Origin of the sequence: Pseudomonas sp. LP_7_YM, from assembly GCF_004364435.1 — a bacterium.
GTDB lineage: Bacteria > Pseudomonadota > Gammaproteobacteria > Pseudomonadales > Pseudomonadaceae > Aquipseudomonas.
In genome coordinates, this window is record NZ_SOCT01000005.1 from 195,737 (window position 1) to 213,464 (window position 17,728).

Annotated in this window: 19 protein-coding genes and 1 other RNA gene; 9 read left to right on the forward strand and 11 right to left on the reverse strand. The window is 57.5% G+C overall.

Going from position 1 to position 17,728, the window contains the following annotated elements; translation table 11 throughout:
- The first annotated feature begins 6 nt into the window (after window positions 1–6).
- A complete protein-coding gene (locus EC915_RS14785) occupies window positions 7–681 on the forward strand; it encodes a gamma-glutamylcyclotransferase (RefSeq protein ID WP_133751278.1) in 675 nt (224 codons plus the stop codon).
- A gap of 221 nt (window positions 682–902) precedes the next feature.
- Here EC915_RS14785 and glpT read toward each other — a convergent pair whose 3' ends face one another.
- The 6 genes from glpT to EC915_RS14815 form a co-directional block, all read right to left on the reverse strand.
- Complete coding sequence (glpT, locus tag EC915_RS14790) at window positions 903–2,240, reverse strand: glycerol-3-phosphate transporter (protein ID WP_133751279.1); 1,338 nt, start codon at window positions 2,238–2,240, stop codon at window positions 903–905.
- A 253-nt stretch (window positions 2,241–2,493) separates the two neighbouring features.
- Window positions 2,494–3,384: a hypothetical protein gene (locus EC915_RS14795; protein ID WP_133751280.1), complete on the reverse strand. Its 891-nt coding sequence runs from the start codon at window positions 3,382–3,384 to the stop codon at window positions 2,494–2,496.
- A gap of 44 nt (window positions 3,385–3,428) precedes the next feature.
- Window positions 3,429–3,689, reverse strand: a complete 261-nt coding sequence (locus tag EC915_RS14800; protein WP_133751281.1) for a bacteriocin immunity protein — start codon at window positions 3,687–3,689, stop codon at window positions 3,429–3,431.
- Window positions 3,686–4,534: an S-type pyocin domain-containing protein gene (locus EC915_RS14805; RefSeq protein WP_133751282.1), complete on the reverse strand. Its 849-nt coding sequence runs from the start codon at window positions 4,532–4,534 to the stop codon at window positions 3,686–3,688. The genes EC915_RS14800 and EC915_RS14805 overlap by 4 nt, the downstream gene beginning before the upstream one ends.
- A gap of 69 nt (window positions 4,535–4,603) precedes the next feature.
- Window positions 4,604–5,704: a hypothetical protein gene (locus tag EC915_RS14810; RefSeq protein WP_133751283.1), complete on the reverse strand. Its 1,101-nt coding sequence runs from the start codon at window positions 5,702–5,704 to the stop codon at window positions 4,604–4,606.
- A gap of 202 nt (window positions 5,705–5,906) precedes the next feature.
- Window positions 5,907–6,884 (reverse strand): NADPH:quinone oxidoreductase family protein, encoded by a 978-nt coding sequence (locus EC915_RS14815; RefSeq protein WP_133751284.1) that lies wholly within the window; start codon window positions 6,882–6,884, stop codon window positions 5,907–5,909.
- A 135-nt stretch (window positions 6,885–7,019) separates the two neighbouring features.
- On the opposite strand from EC915_RS14815, the gene EC915_RS14820 reads away from it, so the two are divergent.
- Window positions 7,020–7,430, forward strand: coding sequence for a flagellar basal body-associated protein FliL (locus tag EC915_RS14820; RefSeq protein WP_133751285.1), 411 nt, complete (start codon window positions 7,020–7,022; stop codon window positions 7,428–7,430).
- Between the two features lie 29 nt (window positions 7,431–7,459).
- Here EC915_RS14820 and EC915_RS14825 read toward each other — a convergent pair whose 3' ends face one another.
- Window positions 7,460–7,909 (reverse strand): EVE domain-containing protein, encoded by a 450-nt coding sequence (locus EC915_RS14825; protein WP_133751286.1) that lies wholly within the window; start codon window positions 7,907–7,909, stop codon window positions 7,460–7,462.
- 194 nt (window positions 7,910–8,103) lie between these two features.
- Between EC915_RS14825 and EC915_RS14830 the strand changes: the two genes are divergently transcribed.
- A complete protein-coding gene (locus EC915_RS14830) occupies window positions 8,104–8,253 on the forward strand; it encodes a hypothetical protein (RefSeq protein ID WP_133751287.1) in 150 nt (49 codons plus the stop codon).
- A gap of 125 nt (window positions 8,254–8,378) precedes the next feature.
- On the opposite strand, the gene EC915_RS14835 is transcribed toward EC915_RS14830, so the two are convergent.
- The 4 genes from EC915_RS14835 to EC915_RS14850 all read right to left on the reverse strand — a co-directional run bounded on the left by EC915_RS14835 (window position 8,379) and on the right by EC915_RS14850 (window position 9,835).
- Window positions 8,379–9,005 carry a 5-formyltetrahydrofolate cyclo-ligase gene (locus tag EC915_RS14835; protein ID WP_133751288.1) on the reverse strand — a complete coding sequence of 209 codons (627 nt, stop codon included), beginning with the start codon at window positions 9,003–9,005 and terminating at the stop codon, window positions 8,379–8,381.
- Window positions 9,006–9,101: 96 nt separating this feature from the next.
- A non-coding RNA gene (ssrS, locus tag EC915_RS14840) (6S RNA) lies at window positions 9,102–9,280 on the reverse strand.
- A gap of 31 nt (window positions 9,281–9,311) precedes the next feature.
- Window positions 9,312–9,629: a cell division protein ZapA gene (locus EC915_RS14845; RefSeq protein ID WP_133751289.1), complete on the reverse strand. Its 318-nt coding sequence runs from the start codon at window positions 9,627–9,629 to the stop codon at window positions 9,312–9,314.
- The gene (locus EC915_RS14850) at window positions 9,626–9,835 is read right to left on the reverse strand and encodes a TIGR02449 family protein (RefSeq protein WP_133751290.1); all 210 of its coding nucleotides are present in this window, start codon (window positions 9,833–9,835) and stop codon (window positions 9,626–9,628) included. Before EC915_RS14850 ends, EC915_RS14845 begins: the two co-directional genes overlap by 4 nt.
- Window positions 9,836–9,985: 150 nt before the next feature.
- Here EC915_RS14850 and EC915_RS14855 point away from each other — a divergent pair, with 150 nt between their 5' ends.
- The 6 genes from EC915_RS14855 to EC915_RS14880 all read left to right on the forward strand — a co-directional run bounded on the left by EC915_RS14855 (window position 9,986) and on the right by EC915_RS14880 (window position 17,468).
- On the forward strand, window positions 9,986–10,537 hold the full coding sequence (locus EC915_RS14855) for a YecA family protein (RefSeq protein WP_133751291.1): 552 nt from the start codon (window positions 9,986–9,988) through the stop codon (window positions 10,535–10,537).
- A 78-nt stretch (window positions 10,538–10,615) separates the two neighbouring features.
- Window positions 10,616–11,950, forward strand: a complete 1,335-nt coding sequence (pepP, locus tag EC915_RS14860; protein ID WP_133751416.1) for a Xaa-Pro aminopeptidase — start codon at window positions 10,616–10,618, stop codon at window positions 11,948–11,950.
- Window positions 11,947–13,134: a 2-octaprenyl-6-methoxyphenyl hydroxylase gene (gene ubiH / locus EC915_RS14865; protein WP_133751292.1), complete on the forward strand. Its 1,188-nt coding sequence runs from the start codon at window positions 11,947–11,949 to the stop codon at window positions 13,132–13,134. The genes pepP and ubiH overlap by 4 nt, the downstream gene beginning before the upstream one ends.
- 49 nt (window positions 13,135–13,183) lie before the next feature.
- Entirely contained in the window at window positions 13,184–14,404 is a 1,221-nt protein-coding gene (locus EC915_RS14870) for a 2-octaprenyl-3-methyl-6-methoxy-1,4-benzoquinol hydroxylase (RefSeq protein ID WP_133751293.1), read from the forward strand.
- 258 nt (window positions 14,405–14,662) lie between these two features.
- Window positions 14,663–15,664 (forward strand): extracellular solute-binding protein, encoded by a 1,002-nt coding sequence (locus tag EC915_RS14875; protein ID WP_133751294.1) that lies wholly within the window; start codon window positions 14,663–14,665, stop codon window positions 15,662–15,664.
- A 187-nt stretch (window positions 15,665–15,851) separates the two neighbouring features.
- The gene (locus EC915_RS14880; protein WP_133751295.1) at window positions 15,852–17,468 is read left to right on the forward strand and encodes an iron ABC transporter permease; all 1,617 of its coding nucleotides are present in this window, start codon (window positions 15,852–15,854) and stop codon (window positions 17,466–17,468) included.
- The last annotated feature ends 260 nt before the right edge of the window (window positions 17,469–17,728 follow it).

Sequence of the window (17,728 nt, forward strand, 5' to 3'; positions counted from 1 at the left end):
AGCCAGATGGAGAAGCAAATCAATAGCCTGGTGGAGGCGGTTCACGACGGCCTTGGGCTGTCTTATCCACCCGTGATCGACCTTGGGCCGAAACTGACGCGTGAACAGCTCCTTGCTTCCATGCATGCCACCATGAGCCAGCACAGAGGCGGCCCGGTCTGGCTTTTTGCCTACGGTTCGTTGATCTGGCGCCCCGAGTGCTCCGCCGTGGAGCGTCAGCGCGGTCGGGTGCATGGCTATCATCGCGGCCTGTACCTCTGGTCTCATGAACATCGCGGCACCCCCGAACAGCCTGGCTTGGTCTTTGGTCTGGACCGCGGCGGCTCTTGCAGCGGCTGCGCTTATCGCCTCCCCGAGGAAAACATCGAAAAGTCGCTGCTTGCGTTATGGGAGCGCGAAATGCCATTCCCCTCCTATCGCCCCCACTGGCTCAGTTGCCGACTGGAAGATGGCAGCAAGGTGCAGGCCTTGGGTTTCGTGCTTGACCGGCATCTGCCCAGCTACGCAGGCAACCTGCCTGACAGCGTCCTCACTCAGGTGCTGGCCAGCGCCAGTGGCCGCTACGGCACTACTCGCGAATATGTAGAGCAGACGATTCACGCGTTGCGTCACCACGCAATGCCGGATGTGACTCTGGAGGAGCGCTTCAAGCGATGCCGGCCGATTTTATTGGCGGTTTGACGCCTGCATGAGAGCGCAGCGCCGGGCGGGTGACGGTCACAGGTTTTGATGACGAAACCGTTGTAGAAGACGCCGCAGGTTACGACGGCAACGAAGCGGTGGGTCAATCAGTACTGATTTATCTGACCCACTGCCTTCGTCAGCGCCGGCGCCTACAGGACAACGGAGTCTAGTCCTGTAGGAACCGGCATATCACGTCCGCGCTCGCATGCTGCTAGCTGCTACCGCGACTGACTTGCCACCCGCGTGTGTCGCAGCGTCGGGGCCAGGAATACGATCGACAGCACGCACGCTGCAACCAGAATCACAAAGCCGCCATCCCAGCCGAAATGGTCAACGGTGTAACCCATCAGTGCACTGGCCGCCACCGAACCACCCAGATAACCGAACAGCCCCGTGAAGCCTGCAGCGGTGCCTGCTGCCTTCTTGGGTGCCAGCTCAAGCGCTTGCAAACCGACCAGCATCACCGGGCCGTAGATCAGGAAGCCAATGGAAATCAGCGCGATCATGTCCACCGTCGGGTTGCCCGGCGGGTTGAGCCAGTACACCAGCGTCGCCACGGTTACCAGCGCCATGAACACGATGCCGGTCAGGCCACGGTTGCCGCGGAAAATCTTGTCCGACATCCAGCCGCACAGCAGGGTGCCTGGAATACCCGCCCACTCATAGAAGAAATACGCCCACGAAGTGGTGTCGACATCGAAGTGCTTGGCTTCTTTCAGGTAAGTCGGCGCCCAATCCAGCACGCCATAACGCAGCAGGTAAACGAAGACGTTCGCCAATGCGATGTACCAGAGCATCTTGTTGCGCAGCACGTATTTGACGAAGATTTCCTTGGCGCTGAATTCTTCTTCGTGGCTTGCGTCGTAGCCTTCCGGATAGTCGTTCTTGTACTCCTCAACGGGTGGCAGGCCGACCGACTGCGGGGTATCGCGCATCGTGATGAACGCAAACAGGGCGACAAACAGCGCGACCGCCGCTGGCACATAGAAGGCCGCATGCCAGTCGTTGGTCCAGCCAAGCCCCAGCAGGAATAACGGACCGATCAGACCGCCGCCGACGTTATGCGCCACGTTCCACACCGACACCACGCCGCCACGCTCCTTCTGCGACCACCAATGCACCATCGTCCGCCCGCTCGGCGGCCAACCCATGCCCTGAGCCCAGCCGTTGATGAACAGCAGGATAAACATGATGGTCACGCTCGACGTCGCCCAAGGCGCGAAACCGAACACGAACATCGTCGCGGCCGAAACCAACAGGCCGAACGGTAGGAAATAACGTGGATTGGAGCGATCCGACACCAGCCCCATCAAAAACTTCGACAGACCGTACGCAATGGCAATCGCCGAAATCGCCACGCCCAACTCACCCCGTGTATAGCCCTGATCAATCAGGTACGGCATGGCCAGCGAGAAGTTCTTGCGCAACAGGTAGTAGCCGGCATAACCGAAGAAAATACCGGCGAAAATCTGCCAGCGCAGGCGGCGGTAAGTGCTATCGACACGCTCGGCAGGCAACGGTGCCTGATGTGGGGCAGGTTTGAAAAAGGCAAACATCGAGACACTCCAGATTTTTATATTGTTATGCGAATCCGAATATTACATTTTCGTTACAGAAAATAGGAAGGGTTCCTAGCGATCAATATGACGGATTCAGGCGATCAGGCGTGTTGGAATGTGAACATGGCGGTGATGGGCGTCTGGAATTCGTTATGTGCGTACCCTGATTTGAATCGTCCGCCTGAGCGGATGAAGCGCAGATCAGATTAGATCTACGCTTCTTTCCAGTAAACTTTCGCCAAGTCATTGCTTAATGAATGGCATGGGCGGTGTTCTCCGCAGCATTCAGGTATGGACTGATCGCAGACGCATACTGCGTCACAGCGGCGTCGATGCTCTGTTTCAAAACCAGCGTTGCGCGATTAATTTCAGCCATCGCTGCGGGGCCGGGAATAAACACAATCCTGGGTGCGAAAGTTTTAGCTGCGGCGCTCCCGCTCAACGCAGCTTCTGAGTCCAATGCAGTTTCCGAGGGTTGCGCCTGTACTGCAGCTGCCAGCTCCAATGCAACGCGAGCTTCCTGCAGAGCAATTTCTTGCGCCTTCTGTTGGGCTAAAGCCTCAGCTGCTGCGTGCGCTTGTTGCTCGGCAAGTTGACGAGCCGCTAACCGCGCCGCCTCTTCCGCCTGACGTTGCGCCAACTGGCGGGCTGCATCCTCCGCCAGTCGCTGGGCGTGCAAACGCGCCGCCTCTTCCGCTTGACGTTGAGCGAGTTGACGGGCGGCTTCTTCTGCTTGGCGTTGGGCGAGCTGCCGTGACGCCTCTTCGGCTCGACGCTGCGCTTGTTGTTGAGCGAACTCGTGTAATCGAGCTACCTCAGCTTGGAGCTGATTGATGAACTTCTCCAAATGCCAAGCACTTTCGTAAGCGAACCATTCATTCATAATCGCTGCGAGGTGAGGAGCGACCCCGGGACTCGGCCCACCCATCCTGTCGAACTCCTTGGCCGATAAATGCCCGGCTGGGACTTCGTAGTTTGCCGGTAATGTGGCGAGCTTGACAGATCTCAGCCACCAAGCGACGTCTCGATAGCGACTGACTATCTGGACCTCCGACATCCCTGCGGTTGAACCCAGATGTGCAGATATTTCTATTTGAAGTCGTTGAGGGAGCTGCTGGACCAAGGTGGTGTAATTAGTCATCTCAAAATGTCCCTATATGTTAGTCACAATTGTTTCTGGGCTTTTTAGTGTTCGGATTTGAATCCCGTTTTTCCGTTTGCTGCACGCCATTCTTTAATCGTGTTGACGATTCCCTGGGGGGAGTTATCTGCTGAGGCCTCTGGATAATAAATAAGATCAGAGCCGTCGGGATGTTCACTCAACCTCTCAAACTCTAGAATAGCTTTTCCATGTTGATGTTGAGTCGCATAATCAGCCTTACATTTTTTTTTAACCAGATCCAGAAATTCGGCTTCGGTCATATGCTCGATTGCACGTTCGTTCATTGCAGCTTTTCCTTCTCTCGGATGTCTTTGTGAATGCTATCGTGGTTTGCCGGACTATTGAATGTCAGATTGTCGATTGCGTAGACTTCTCCTCCTTCTGAAATTGGCCGAGCGTGATGGATCTCGTACCAGATTCGCCCACCATTGCGTTCGCGTTTGGGCGCAACAGGAGAATTGCCTTTTTGCATGAGCTCGATATTTCTTGCATTCATGTCCTTGATGACCTCTGGAAGTTTGGACATTTCCCTCCAGATGGCTTTCTTCAAATTACGGAATTCCGCATATTTCCTACCACGAAGAGCATCTGCTACGGGGGATGGTATAGGCGAGCCTAGCCCTTTAGAGGCGGCGGCTTCCCAATTCGGATCAATAGAACCTCCGATACCGCTAACAATCCCAGGCAAATAGCTAGGACTTTTGAACATTACATATACAGGATCAAGCCCCGATTCATCGGGGAAAACAAGTATGTAATCTTCAATTTTATCAATGTCGTAGGTTGGATAATCTCCAGCCGCTTCTGAAATGGGCGTTGGTGACTTTCCAGTATAATGATCTACGTCAGGGGCCTCACCGGGAAGAGATGTAGAACTGTTACCCGGGCTTACGGCAGGAGTCCAAACCAGGCTGGGTTTAGCTTCGTCGTCACGCGTAAATTCATACGCGTTAGTGTTAGGGTTATATACAAAAGATCGAACAGAAACTCTCGCTCCAACCGTAACGCCTTCGGCTTTGGTCCAAACGTTGGTTAACTGACCGTCGGTTTCCTCGAAAGCCATACGATGCGTGACTTCAACTGTTCCTTTGCGGCTTGCGATGAAGTCCAGATCTACATCGCGGCCCACTCCTAGCTCGGACGCCGACGTAGCCAAAATCGTAGGTCCGATTTCGCTGTTAGCCAACTCGGTTGGATACTACAGCAGGGTCAAATGAGGCAGTGCTCGACTCAATAATCTCGAAACCTGCCGAGTAAAAAACTTTTCAGCCACTGCCTTCGATTTATCTGCCGCAGTAGGGGTCTCCCTACTTGGTGCAGTGGGTCCCGCAACTACTGACCAAAAGCGGTTTGCTTCGAGCAACTGATTAGGGCTTAGCGCCTCATTGTCATTTGCGCTTTTTTTGGTTGCCCAACTTGCCGTTGCATAGTATTCAGAGAGTGAGGCAGATCTATCCCTCAGTTGTGTGACAGCATTAGAGTATAGCTTCGCATCTAGAGCGTCGGCATAGGCGTGTGCCCAGGCTTGATGAACTTGGTGGGCTTGTTCGGCGTTACCGCTTTTAGCCCCAAGAATCGCTTTGTATTGTTCATTGGTGATTTCGAGGGGATCGGTTCCTGCAAATAGAAGCGCTCTTTGATAGCTGCTTTCAGACGCTTCGGACTTCTGCGCAATCCAATAGTTGACTCGAGCCTTTTCCGCCAGAATCGCGTCCAGAAGCTCTGCGCCTCGCAAGTCTGCCAGCGCCGGTTCGCGTTGAGTTTCCAACGCCAATGAAGTCGACAGTCCAGCTAGGTCGTTAGCATGCTTTTGGTCGAGCTCTTGCTTTCGCATCGTTTGGGCGTGTGGAAGTATTTCTAACGCTTGGCGATGAGCGGCTACTGCTTGTTTTCGATCAGCCGTTGCGCGCGCTTGTGCGGCAGCGACCCTGGCTTGCTCTGCAGCATGCGCCACCTGCTGAGCTTCAGCTGCAGCTTGTGCACGTGCCCGCGCTTCAGCATGGGCAATGGCGTTGGCTTGTGCATCTGCTTGCGCTTTAGCTGCAGCCTGGGCCTCTAGCCGTTCAACTTCGGCCCGTTGGCGCGCCTCCCATTCCCGGCGGCGTTTGTCTTGAAGACGTAAGCGGCGTCTTTTGGAACTGGATAGTGTTCCAGGTCTACCGCCTTCGCTGCCACCCCCACCTCCCCAGCCAATACTCCAGCCGTCACGAGAGGGGTTAAGGCCATTACCAGAGCCGTATGGATTAGCCGGCGGTATGCCTCTATCTACTTTTATATTTTTCTCATCGCTGTTGCCCATACAGGTTCTCCTTTTTTCTGTATGGCAAGCACATAACTCTTATTCTTTTCTAGGCAGGTAATACATATGTATGCTTGTTATGTCTGCTATTTGGTGTAAGAGTAACGCGGTTCATTATCAACAATGGTGCAGCAGTTTCGTTGTCTCAACTCTTTTAGATAAAAAACCCCGCCATTGCGGCGGGTTTATATTTAAGCTTCAATTACCTCACCTTCACCACAACCTTGCCAACCGCCTTCCTCTGCCCCAACGAATCAATCGCTTCCCCCGCCTGTTCCAGCGGATAGATCTTCGACACCAAAGGCTTCAACTTCCCCTCGCTATACCATTTAAACAACTGCTGAAAGTTGGCCGCATTGTCTTGTGGCTGGCGCTGGGCAAATGAACCCCAGAACACGCCAATCACCGATGCGCCTTTCAACAGTGCGAGGTTCACGGGAAGTTCGGGAATGCGGCCGCTGGCAAAGCCGACGACGAGGAGGCGGCCGTTCCAGGCGATGGCCCGCACGGCCTGGTCGAAGAGGTCGCCGCCGACGGGGTCGTAGATGACGTCGACGCCGTTGCCATTGGTCAGGCGTTTGAGTTCGTCCTTGAGGTTGGTTTCGCTGTAGTTGATGAGTTCGTCGGCGCCGGCATTTTTGGCAACGTCCAGTTTTTCGGCGCTGCTGGCGGCGGCGATGACGCGGGCGCCCATGGCTTTGCCTATTTCCACAGCAGCCAGGCCGACGCCGCCCGAGGCGCCGAGGACGAGCAGGGTTTCTCCGGCCTGCAGGTTGGCGCGCTGTTTGAGCGCGTGCATCGAGGTGCCGTAGGTCATGCTGAAAGCGGCGGCGGTGATGAAGTCCATCGCCTCGGGAATCGGCAGGACGTTGTAGCTCGCAACGGCAATCTGTTCGGCGAAACTGCCCCAGCCGGTGAGGGCCATGACCCGGTCGCCGACTTTCAGGTGACTGACTTTCTCGCCGGCCGCCGCTACCACACCTGACGCCTCGCCCCCAGGCGAAAACGGAAAGGGTGGCTTGAACTGGTATTTGCCTTCGATGATGAGGGTGTCAGGAAAGTTGACCCCGGCAGCGTGCACGCTCAGCAGGATTTCGTTTTTCTTTGGTTCTGGCGTGGGAACGTCCTCCAGCGCCAGGTTTTCGGCGGGACCGAAGGCTTTGCACAGCACGGCTTTCATCGGGGCTATTCCTTTTCCAGTGATGGCCGATAAGTGTAGGTAGCGAGGTTGTGGGGTCAATGAGCATGCCCCGGCCTGATGGGCGTGCATAAGCTGAAGTAAGCTATGGCGCTAAACGGATTGAGGAGTTGGACGATGAAAACGTGGATTTTGATGTTGTTGGCGTTAGCGATGCCTGTCGTGGCAATGGCCGAAGAGGGTGGCGAGAAGGAAGACCCGAACAAGGTTTCCTACGTGGCGTTGGCGCCGCCATTGGTGGGCAACTACGCGCTGGACGGCAGCCCCAAGCTGCACGTCTATAAAGCGGACGTGGCCCTGCGGGTGACCGGTGCCGACGCGCAGAAGCTGGTCAAGACGAACGAACCGCTGATCCGTAATCAGTTGGTGGCGTTGTTCACCCAGCAGACCGTCGACAGCATGAGCAATGTTGACGCCAAGGAGAAACTGCGTCAGGAAGCGTTGAAGCAGACCCAGGAAGTATTGACTCAAGAAACGGGTAAACCTGTGGTCGAGGATCTTTTATTCAACAACTTTATCGCGCAGTGAGTTGTGACTGAGCCTGCAGGCGTATTCGTTTAGCGCAACGCCAGCACTGCTGCCCATTGCTCGGCCGTTACCGGCATGACTGAAAGACGGCTGCCTTTGTGCACCAGGGGCAGCTGTTCCAGCGCTGTCTGCTGCTTCAGATAACCCAGGCTCAGCACGTTGCCAAACGCCTCGACGAAGGCAACATCGACTGCGCTCCAGGGATTTTTTTCGTCACTCGCCTTGGCATCGAAGTAGTGGCTATGGCTGTCGAGTGCGGTTGGGTCGGGATAGGCGGCTTCGATGATTTTTCCGATTCCGGCGATGCCCGGTTCTGGACAACTGGAGTGATAGAAGAAGAACTCGTCTGCGATGGCCATCTCGCGCAGAAAGTTGCGCGCCTGATAGTTTCGGACGCCGTCCCATCGAATTTGGCCGAGTGTCTGTAAATTGCTGATGGACAGTTCGTCCGGTTCGGACTTCATCAACCAATAGGCCATGTGTGCATGCTCCAAAATGCGCTGTGGACAGGTTGTCCTACGTTTTTACGATAAACCGACAGTCGGGCGATGCCAGCATTTGCGTGTTGGTTCACGTTAACGCAGAATGCCGGGATTTTCAGGGTGACACCGTTACGCGGCTTACAGCAACACGCCGTGGACGTCAGCTTTTTGTTTGTCAAAAGGGGGAGTCAATGCAACGCAAGCCGGATTTATTATGGGTTTTGGTCATTTTGTTCGGCTTGGGTATTGTCACCACCGGCTACGCACAAAGTTTGTGGGCGGCAAAGCCAGACGCGCCGGTTGAAGTCACTCAACAACAGCCGCAGCCATCCCGTCGTTAACACTTTGGTCATTTTTCTTTTGCAGGAGAGCGCTTGTCCGCAATGAGGTAAGCGCAGTCGCCGCATATCTGCTGCCTGAAAGCGTTATGGCGGCAACTGCATTTCCTACAAAGTCAAAAGCCGTATCAAGCCAGATACCAACGCTTGTCCGATATCGTTCCCTGCAGCGGTACATCCCAACTGGCCACGGCCAGCTTTTCGACCTTCTGACATTCATGGGCCAGGCCGAGTAGAACCGGTTTCTGCCACATCTTGCGGCGTGCCTGATAGGCCAGACTGCGGTCATAGAATCCACCGCCCATACCCAATCGGCCACCTTGATCGTCGAACCCTACAAGTGGCATCAGAATCAGATCCAGCGCCCAGATCTTGCGCTGCCGCCGGGGATTGACGCGAGGTTCGGGGATGCGAAATCGATTGGGTTTGAACTTATCCCCCTCCCGCACCCGCTGAAAAACCATCCTGGTTCGTGGCCATGCACTGAGCACTGGCAGGTAAGTCGCTTTACCCCGACGCTGTGCTTCACGTAGCAGCAGGCGCGGGTCGATTTCACCGTCCATCGGAAGATACAAAGAAACATGCCGGGCGCGACGAAAAAGCGGGTTTTGCGCCAGTTGACGGTACAAGCCTTGTGCCGCTCGTCGCTGTTCGGCTTTATTAAGCGAGCGGCGAGCCTTGCGCAGAACACGACGCAACTGAGGGCGGGAGAGGGTAGAGGGATCGTTCAGGGAAGCAGCGCCAGAAGAGGTCATGCAGGCGGGTCCATGAGGTTTGAAGGTGATCGTGCGATGAAGCTGATTCACGATCCCCATTGCCAGACAGCGCGCTGGCAATGGGTTGAAGATTCGAGACTCCCCGACGAACCGCTGTCGGTGTAGCCCTTGAACCCGAAAGTTCAAGGTGGAGATTGCAGGAGGCTTTAAGGCTTTCCGTCGAGCGGACATGCACACCAGCCCCAACGTGCAACCCCCGTGGTTGTGCGTATCGGCTCAGGGACATGACCGACTGGCAAATACTTCAGGGAGCGGTCGCAAGTATACCGAATGATGTCGTAACAATCAGCCTTGTGCTTTATCCGGATCCGTGGCAAGGACCAGATCGACACGATCCAGAAGGTCACGAACCTGCTCGCGGGTCGAGCCATTGGCCTGGGCTTCAGGCAGCTCCTGTTTGTGCAACAGGTCATGGGTAATGTTCAGCGCTGCCATGACGGCGATTCGATCGGCACCGATGACTTTGCCGCTGCTGCGGATCTCACGCATCTTGCCGTCCAGGTAACGCGCGGCGCTGACCAGGTTGGTGCGCTCCTCTTGCGGGCAGATGATCGAATACTCTTTGTCGAGGATTTGCACAGTGATGCTGTTGCTATTACTCATGAGTCTTGCTCCAGGGCCTTGAGGCGCGAAATCATGGACTCGACCTTCTGCCGGGCGATTTCGTTTTTTTCAATGAGGTGAGCGCGTTCCTCGCGCCAGGTTTTTTCCTGAGCTAATAAGAGTCGGTTTTGACTTTTTAGTTGCTCGACGCGATGGATCAATAATTCCAGTCGAGCCATCAGCGCTTGCAGATCGTTATCTTCCATCGTTTCCCACTGATTATTTTCTGATGAGTGGTGCAGGTGCTGGCCTCAGGAACTGCCCTCAATGTCGCCTGGATAGCTTGGGTGTGTCTGCCGGTGCTACGATACAAGGCCTTCATTCTAGACATTGCGCCGCCTGGCGCCTAGTTGCCCATGCCTAATCAGAATTCCCCGTACAACGCATTCGCCACCCTGCTCAAAAGCGGTGGTCATCCTGTCTCTCCTGCCGAGCTGCAGGGCCTGTTGCTGGGCCGCAGTTGCGCAGGTGCAGGCTTCGCCCCCGAAGGCTGGTTTGTCGACGCCTCCATGCTGCTTGAAAAAGAGCCGGAAGATAATGTTCGTCAGGCACTGATTGGCTTGCAGGAAATGGTCAAAGCCGAATTAACCAGCGATGACATGACAGTCGTACTGCTGTTGCCGAGCGACGATGATTCCCTCGCAGACCGCGCCGCCGCGATGGGCCAATGGTGCCAGGGCTTTCTTGCAGGTTTCGCACTGGTTGGTAATCAATCGCTGACCCAGGAGACCCAGGAAGTGTTGCAGGATCTGGCGGCTATCGCTCAGGTTCAGGACGCCCTGGAGGAATCCGAAGACGGCGAGAGCGATTACATGGAGGTCATGGAATACCTGCGCGTTGCGCCGCTGTTGCTGTTCACCGAGTTCAACAAGAAAGCAGCACCTGAAGCGAAACCTTCTCTGCACTGATCAACCATCGTTGCCCTCCGGTCATCGCTGCCTGTGTGCGTCGATGACCGGCGCCCATCCAGAGGCCCGCACTTGCCCATGATCCATATCCCGAAAGCCGAATACGCCCGTCGTCGCAAAGCCTTGATGGAGCAGATGGAGCCCAACAGCATCGCCATCCTTCCGGCAGCCGCTGTGGCCATTCGCAATCGTGATGTCGAGCATGTGTACCGCCAGGACAGCGACTTCCAATACTTGAGCGGCTTCCCTGAGCCTGAAGCGGTCATCGTACTGATTCCCGGCCGAGAGTATGGCGAGTACGTGCTGTTCTGCCGCGAGCGCAATCCAGAGCGCGAGCTTTGGGACGGCCTGCGCGCCGGACAGGATGGCGCAATCGGTCATTTCGGCGCCGACGATGCGTTCCCCATCACCGACATCGACGACATCCTGCCGGGCCTGATCGAGGGCCGCGACCGGGTGTATTCGTGCATGGGCAACAATCCCGAGTTTGATCGGCATGTGATGGAGTGGATCAACGTGATTCGTTCCAAGGCGCACCTGGGCGCGCAACCGCCGAATGAGTTCGTTGCTCTGGATCACCTGCTGCATGACATGCGCTTGTATAAATCGGCGGCGGAATTGAAGGTGATGCGCGAAGCGGCGCAGATATCCGCACGCGCTCATGTTCGCGCGATGCAGGCCAGTCGCGCCGGGTTGTACGAATTCAGCCTGGAAGCCGAGCTGGATTATGAGTTCCGCAAGGGCGGAGCGAAGATGCCTGCTTACGGCTCCATCGTCGCGTCAGGTCGCAACGCCTGCATCCTGCACTATCAGGAAAACCATGCACCGCTTAAGGATGGCGATCTGGTGCTGATCGATGCGGGTTGCGAGATCGACTGCTATGCCAGCGACATCACCCGCACGTTTCCGGTCAGCGGCCGGTTTTCGACAGAGCAAAAAGCGATCTACGAACTGGTACTCAAGTCTCAGGAGGCTGCATTTTCGGCTATCAAGCCGGGCAATCACTGGAATCAGGCCCATGAGGCGACGGTGCAGGTGATCACGGCGGGACTGGTTGAGCTGGGTCTGTTGCAGGGCGATGTCGATGAACTGATTGCCAATGAAGCGTACAAAGCGTTCTACATGCACCGCGCCGGACATTGGCTAGGCATGGATGTGCACGACGTAGGCGAGTACAAGGTCGGCGGCGAATGGCGGGTACTCGAGGTCGGCATGGCGCTGACCGTAGAGCCTGGAATTTACGTGTCGCCGGACAATCAGAATGTAGCGAAGAAGTGGCGCGGGATCGGTGTACGAATCGAGGACGATGTCGTGGTGACCAGGACGGGTTGTGAAATTCTCACTGGTGGCGTGCCCAAATCCGTCGCCGAAATCGAGGCCTTGATGGCTGCTGCGCGGACTGACGCCGCATGAGTCGTTTCAATCTCGCGATCGTGGGTGGCGGCTTAGTCGGCGCGAGTCTGGCGTTGGCGTTGCAAGCCGGTGCCAAGGCGCGAGGCTGGAAGATCGTCATGATCGAGCCCTTCGCACCGGGCGACACCTGGCAGCCGAGCTATGACGCACGTTCGTCGGCACTGTCGTTCGGCGCGCGGCAGATCTACGAGCGTCTGGGGCTGTGGCAGCAGATCAGCCGTCGTGCCGAGCCTATCCTGCACATTCAGGTATCCGACAAAGGCCGCTTCGGTGCGGCGCAGCTGTCAGCCATTCAGGAAGGCGTGCCGGCCCTTGGTTACGTGGCGGAGAACGCCTGGCTGGGTCGGTGCCTGTGGCAAGACCTGGATAAAGACGTCATCAGCTGGCGTGTGCCTGGCGAGGTGAAACAGATGCAGGCGCTGACCGATGGTTACCGCCTGACCCTTAACGATGAAACCCAACTGGACTGTGATCTTGCGGTGCTCGCCGATGGTGGGCGCTCGAGTCTGCGCGAACAGCTGGGCATCGGCGTGCGTAAGACGCCATACGATCAGAGCGCATTGATCGCTAACATCACACCGGGCGAAGCGCACCGCGGCCAGGCCTTCGAGCGCTTCACCGAGCAGGGACCAATGGCGCTGCTGCCGCTGCCGGAAAACCGCTGTGCGCTGGTCTGGACCCGCACGGCTGAGGATGTACAGCGGCTGATGGCGCTGGACGAGCGCAGCTTCCTGAATGAACTGCAAGGCGTATTCGGCTACCGCCTCGGCGCGTTGAAACAAGTCGGCGCGCGGCATGCCTATCCGCTGGCGCTGATTCAGGCCGAGGAGCAGGTGCGTTCGCATCTGGTCGTTCTGGGTAATGCGGCGCACAGCTTGCACCCGATTGCCGGCCAGGGTTTCAACCTGTCATTGCGTGATGCGGCATCGCTGGCCGAAACCTTGCTCGCCAGTGAAGCGCCACTGGGGGATCTGGCGACCTTGCAGGTTTATCGCGATCGCCAATACCTGGACCAGAAGCTCACCGTGGGCTTTTCTGATCAGGTCACGCGGTTGTTCGGCAGTCGACAACCGATGATCACTGCGAGCCGCAACATTGGCTTGCTGGGCCTCGATCTGCTGCCGTCGGCCAAGAGTTGGTTCGCCCGCCAGGCTATGGGGCTGGGAACACGAGCTGATGTCTAACCCCTTCTTTCATCCGTGGCCAACGCCACCCGCGAGAACGATTTAAAGCATGGAAACGCGCGCAGATCTGCTGATTGTCGGGGCCGGAATGGTCGGTAGCGCACTTGCGCTGGCGCTGCGAGACAGCGGGCTGAATATCCTCGTGGTGGACGGCAGCCCGTTGAACGTCAAACCGTTCGATCACGCTGCCCCTTTCGAGCCACGAGTCAGCGCCTTGTCTGCGGCCAGCCAGCGCATTCTCGAGCGTTTGAACGTCTGGGATGGCATCGTTTCGCGGCGCTTAAGCCCTTATAGCGAGATGCATGTGTGGGACGGCAGCGGCACGGGCAAAGTGCATTTCTCTGCGTCCAGCGTGCATGCCCAGGTGCTGGGTCATATCGTCGAAAACCGCGTGGTGCAGGATGCCTTGATCGAGCGTCTGCACGAGACCGATATCAGCCTCATGGCCAATGCGCGTCTGGAACAGATGCGTCATTCGGGTGACGACTGGCTGCTGACCCTCTCCGATGGCCGCACCTTGCGCGCGCCCTTGGTAGTCGCTGCCGACGGCGCCAACTCCACAGTCCGGCACATGACGGGTACGGCAACGCGGGAATGGGACTACATGCACCACGCCATCGTCACCAGCGTGCGCACGGCCCAATCCCACCGTAAGACGGCTTGGCAACGATTCACCGACGACGGCCCGCTGGCGTTTTTGCCCCTCGAGCGAGAAGGAGAGCACTGGTGTTCGATCGTATGGTCGGTGACGCCTGCCGAGTCAGCACGGCTAATGAAGCTTGAGGATGAAGCGTTCTGTCGCGAGCTTGAGACAGCCTTCGAGGGCTGTCTTGGTCGGGTGATTTGCGCTGATCCACGGCTGTGCGTGCCTCTGCGACAGCGGCATGCCAAGCGTTATGTCGCCGATGGATTGGCGCTGATCGGCGACGCCGCCCACACCATCCATCCGTTGGCGGGGCAAGGTGTGAATCTGGGGTTTCTGGATGCGGCTGTTCTGGCCGAGGTGCTGCTGGGCGCAATCGAACGTGGCGAGCGTATTGCCGATCAGAAAGTGCTCAGCCGCTATGAACGCCGCCGAATGCCGCATAACCTCGCACTGATGGCGGCGATGGAAGGCTTCGAGCGCCTGTTCCAGGCTGATCCATTGCCGATGCGCTGGTTGCGCAACACCGGGTTGAAAGTGGTGGATCATTCGACTGCGGCCAAGGCGATGTTCGTTCGCCAGGCGCTAGGGTTGACTGGAGATTTGCCGGCATTGGCGAAGCCCTGACACGGCGCGGTTTCAGTCCCGGCATGGACTTCTTGCTGGGGCGGGTCGGCTCGCGATACGCCGATTATGCGACACGTATACGTCGCCCATGCTGACGTCTTGCGGATAATTCGCGCCCTCAGGTGATCGTGTTCCTGTCTGGAATCGCTCGTAAACCTACCCCGCAACATCTGGTAACTGCTCAAACCGGACATCGGTTGAGATGCCAGATGCGATTCACTACCATTTCGCCTCATTTTGACAAGACGAGATTTCAGCATGCAGGCAAGCAAGCGTCTTTTGGCTGCCCTGGCATTGACGGTGCTCGGCGGCAACGCCCAGGCCGCTGATGAAGTGGTGGTGTATTCCTCCCGGATCGACGAGCTGATCAAGCCAGTGTTCGATGCCTACACCGCCAAGACCGGCGTGAAGGTCAAGTTCATCACCGACAAAGAAGCGCCATTGATGCAGCGCATCAAGGCTGAAGGGCAGAACGCTACCGCCGACCTGCTGCTCACGGTCGACGCCGGTAACCTGTGGCAAGCCGAGCAGATGGGCATCCTCCAGCCATTCACCTCGTCGGTCATCGACGAAAACATTCCCGCACAGTATCGCTCCTCGACCCACAGCTGGACTGGGCTGAGCCTGCGTGCGCGCACCATCGTGTACTCGACCGACCGGGTCAAACCCGAGGAACTGACCACCTATGAGGCGTTGGCTGACAAGCAGTGGGAAGGGCGCCTGTGCCTGCGAACCGCGAAGAAAGTCTACAACCAGTCGCTGACCGCCACGCTCATCGAGGCCCACGGCGCCGAAGCGTCGGAAAAGATCCTCAAGGGTTGGGTCAACAACCTGTCCACTGACGTATTCTCCGATGACATTGCGGTGCTTCAAGCGATCAATGCCGGGCAGTGCGATGTCGGCATCGTTAACACGTATTACTACGGTCGCCTGCACAGGCAGAATCCTGATCTGGCCGTACGCCTGTTCTGGCCGAACCAGTCTGATCGTGGCGTCCACGTGAATCTTTCGGGCATCGGCCTGACCCGATACGCGCCCCATCCCGATGCGGCCAAGGCGTTGGTTGAATGGATGACCGGGCCTGAAGCGCAGACGATCTTTTCGGGCACCAACCAGGAGTTTCCAGCCAACCCGAAAGTCCCGCCCTCTGAAGAAGTCGCAAGCTGGGGTAAATTCAAAGCCGACACTATCCCGGTTGAAGTGGCCGGGCGGCGTCAGGCCGAGGCCATTCGCATGATGGATCGCGCGGGCTGGAATTGATCCTGCGCGGTGTGAATATTTGCTCAATTGCTGATGCAGCGGACTGAACACGATCCTGCGGGAGTGGGTTCATTTGCGAGGCGCCGGTGCGAACACAGACTGGTGTCGACCGAGCCGGCCCTTTCGCGAATGAATGCGCTTCCACGGGGATTCCTTGCGGCCTCCGCAGTTTCCTGAGAGTACCTTCTTGACCCATCCCGTTCAGCGCCGCTGGTATCTCCTGGTCTCCGCCATCGCCGCATTGGTGCTGCTGCCCCTGAGTGTGCTGTTGCTTTCCTGGCAAACCATTGATCACGAGATCTGGTCCCACCTTTGGGAAACCCAGCTGCCCCGGCTGCTGGGCAACACCCTCACGTTGGTCGTCGGCGTAGGTGTGGGTGTGACCCTGTTAGGCGTGAGTCTCGCTTGGCTCACAGCATTGTGTGAGTTTCCTGGCAAACGCTGGCTGGACTGGGCGCTGATGCTGCCGTTCGCCATTCCGGCCTATGTCCTGGCCTTTGTTTTCGTTGGCCTGCTCGACTTTGCCGGCCCCGTGCAAACCCTCATGCGTGAGTGGTTTGGCACAGGCGTCCGCTTTCCCCGTGTGCGCTCGACGGGCGGGGTGATCATCGTTCTGGTGCTGGTCTTCTATCCTTATGTTTATCTGCTCGCGCGCACAGCTTTTCTCGCCCAGGGCAAAGGCCTGATGGAAGCCGCACGTATCCTCGGGCAGTCGCCTTGGCAGGCGTTCTGGCGTGTCGCGCTGCCGATGGCCAGACCTGCGATTGGTGCCGGCATCGCACTCGCTTTGATGGAAACCCTGGCAGATTTCGGTGCGGTTGCCGTATTCAACTTCGACACCTTTACTACGGCTATCTACAAAACCTGGTATGGCTTCTTCAGCCTGTCGAGCGCGGTCCAACTGGCCAGCCTGCTGCTCTTGGCTGTGATGCTGGTGCTGTACGGTGAACGTCGTGCCCGCGGGGCCCGTAGCGCGAGCAATGAACGACCTCGGGTCAAGGCGCTGTATCACCTGCACGGCCTCAAGGCGGCAGCGGCCAGTACCTGGTGCAGCCTGGTTTTCATCTGTGCATTCGTGGTGCCACTGTTGCAACTGATTGTCTGGGTCTGGCAACGTGGACGGTTTGACCTGGATGAACGCTATACCGGTCTCATTCTGCATACCCTGTACCTTGGGGCGCTTGCCGCTCTGGTGACGGTCAGCGTGGCGATGATCCTGGTGTTTGCCCGGCGCTTGGCGCCCACCCGTGCCATTCGCTCGGCAGTGAGCCTGGCCAACATCGGCTATGCCCTGCCTGGGTCGGTGCTGGCGGTATCGATCATGCTGGCGTTCAGTTATCTGGATCGTGAGATGGTGGTGCCCCTTTCCGCCTGGTGGGGTGGTGCTGGCAAACCGTTGTTGCTGGGAAGCCTTGCCGCATTGGTGCTGGCGTATCTGGTGCGCTTCATCGCCGTGGCCTATGGGCCGCTGGAGAACAGCCTGTCGCGGATCCGTCCGTCGTTGCCAGAAGCGGCCCGCAGCCTGGGTGTTAGCGGGCCGCGTTTGTTTTTCAAAATTTATCTGCCGCTGCTGATCCCGGGAACCCTGAGTGCGGGTTTGCTGGTGTTCGTCGATGTGCTCAAGGAAATGCCCGCCACGCTGCTGATGCGCCCGTTTGGCTGGGACACGCTGGCGGTGCGCATCTTCGAAATGACCAGCGAAGGCGAGTGGGCGCGAGCCGCGTTACCGGCATTGACGCTGGTCATGGTCGGTTTACTACCGGTCATTGGCTTGATCAGACGGTCTGCCAGGCCCATCGGCTAGGTGCGGGGTCCGAACCTTGCGGCTACAATGCGCCGCAATCGACGCGGTCTGTCAGACAATTCCGCAGGTTCGCAAAGGTTCCAGACCCCTAGTCACGGGGGACCTGCAGCGATCGCGTCTTCGCCACGCCCCAAGGGGATGGGAGAACATAGCGAGCGAAGCAATAAGGCAAAGAACAGGCAAAAGCGGTTGGGTCGTGTCCGACTCCAGCTGTTCTGAATGAGCATTTTCCGCCTGTTTCTAACGCGCAAGCGTGTGCG

Bases quoted from the DNA above. Each gene is read 5' to 3' on its own strand.
- EC915_RS14830 (WP_133751287.1), top strand. From the start codon at position 8,104: ATGCAACGCAAGCCGGATTTATTATGGGTTTTGGTCATTTTGTTCGGC.
- pepP (WP_133751416.1), top strand. From the start codon at position 10,616: ATGATCCATATCCCGAAAGCCGAATACGCCCGTCGTCGCAAAGCCTTG.
- EC915_RS14800 (WP_133751281.1), bottom strand. From the start codon at position 3,689: ATGAACGAACGTGCAATCGAGCATATGACCGAAGCCGAATTTCTGGAT.
- EC915_RS14815 (WP_133751284.1), bottom strand. From the start codon at position 6,884: ATGAAAGCCGTGCTGTGCAAAGCCTTCGGTCCCGCCGAAAACCTGGCG.
- EC915_RS14875 (WP_133751294.1), top strand. From the start codon at position 14,663: ATGCAGGCAAGCAAGCGTCTTTTGGCTGCCCTGGCATTGACGGTGCTC.
- EC915_RS14785 (WP_133751278.1), top strand. From the start codon at position 7: ATGGAGAAGCAAATCAATAGCCTGGTGGAGGCGGTTCACGACGGCCTT.
- glpT (WP_133751279.1), bottom strand. From the start codon at position 2,240: ATGTTTGCCTTTTTCAAACCTGCCCCACATCAGGCACCGTTGCCTGCC.
- EC915_RS14845 (WP_133751289.1), bottom strand. From the start codon at position 9,629: ATGAGTAATAGCAACAGCATCACTGTGCAAATCCTCGACAAAGAGTAT.
- EC915_RS14855 (WP_133751291.1), top strand. From the start codon at position 9,986: ATGCCTAATCAGAATTCCCCGTACAACGCATTCGCCACCCTGCTCAAA.
- EC915_RS14825 (WP_133751286.1), bottom strand. From the start codon at position 7,909: ATGGCCTATTGGTTGATGAAGTCCGAACCGGACGAACTGTCCATCAGC.
- EC915_RS14850 (WP_133751290.1), bottom strand. From the start codon at position 9,835: ATGGAAGATAACGATCTGCAAGCGCTGATGGCTCGACTGGAATTATTG.
- EC915_RS14820 (WP_133751285.1), top strand. From the start codon at position 7,020: ATGAAAACGTGGATTTTGATGTTGTTGGCGTTAGCGATGCCTGTCGTG.
- ubiH (WP_133751292.1), top strand. From the start codon at position 11,947: ATGAGTCGTTTCAATCTCGCGATCGTGGGTGGCGGCTTAGTCGGCGCG.
- EC915_RS14810 (WP_133751283.1), bottom strand. From the start codon at position 5,704: ATGGGCAACAGCGATGAGAAAAATATAAAAGTAGATAGAGGCATACCG.
- EC915_RS14870 (WP_133751293.1), top strand. From the start codon at position 13,184: ATGGAAACGCGCGCAGATCTGCTGATTGTCGGGGCCGGAATGGTCGGT.
- EC915_RS14795 (WP_133751280.1), bottom strand. From the start codon at position 3,384: ATGACTAATTACACCACCTTGGTCCAGCAGCTCCCTCAACGACTTCAA.
- EC915_RS14835 (WP_133751288.1), bottom strand. From the start codon at position 9,005: ATGACCTCTTCTGGCGCTGCTTCCCTGAACGATCCCTCTACCCTCTCC.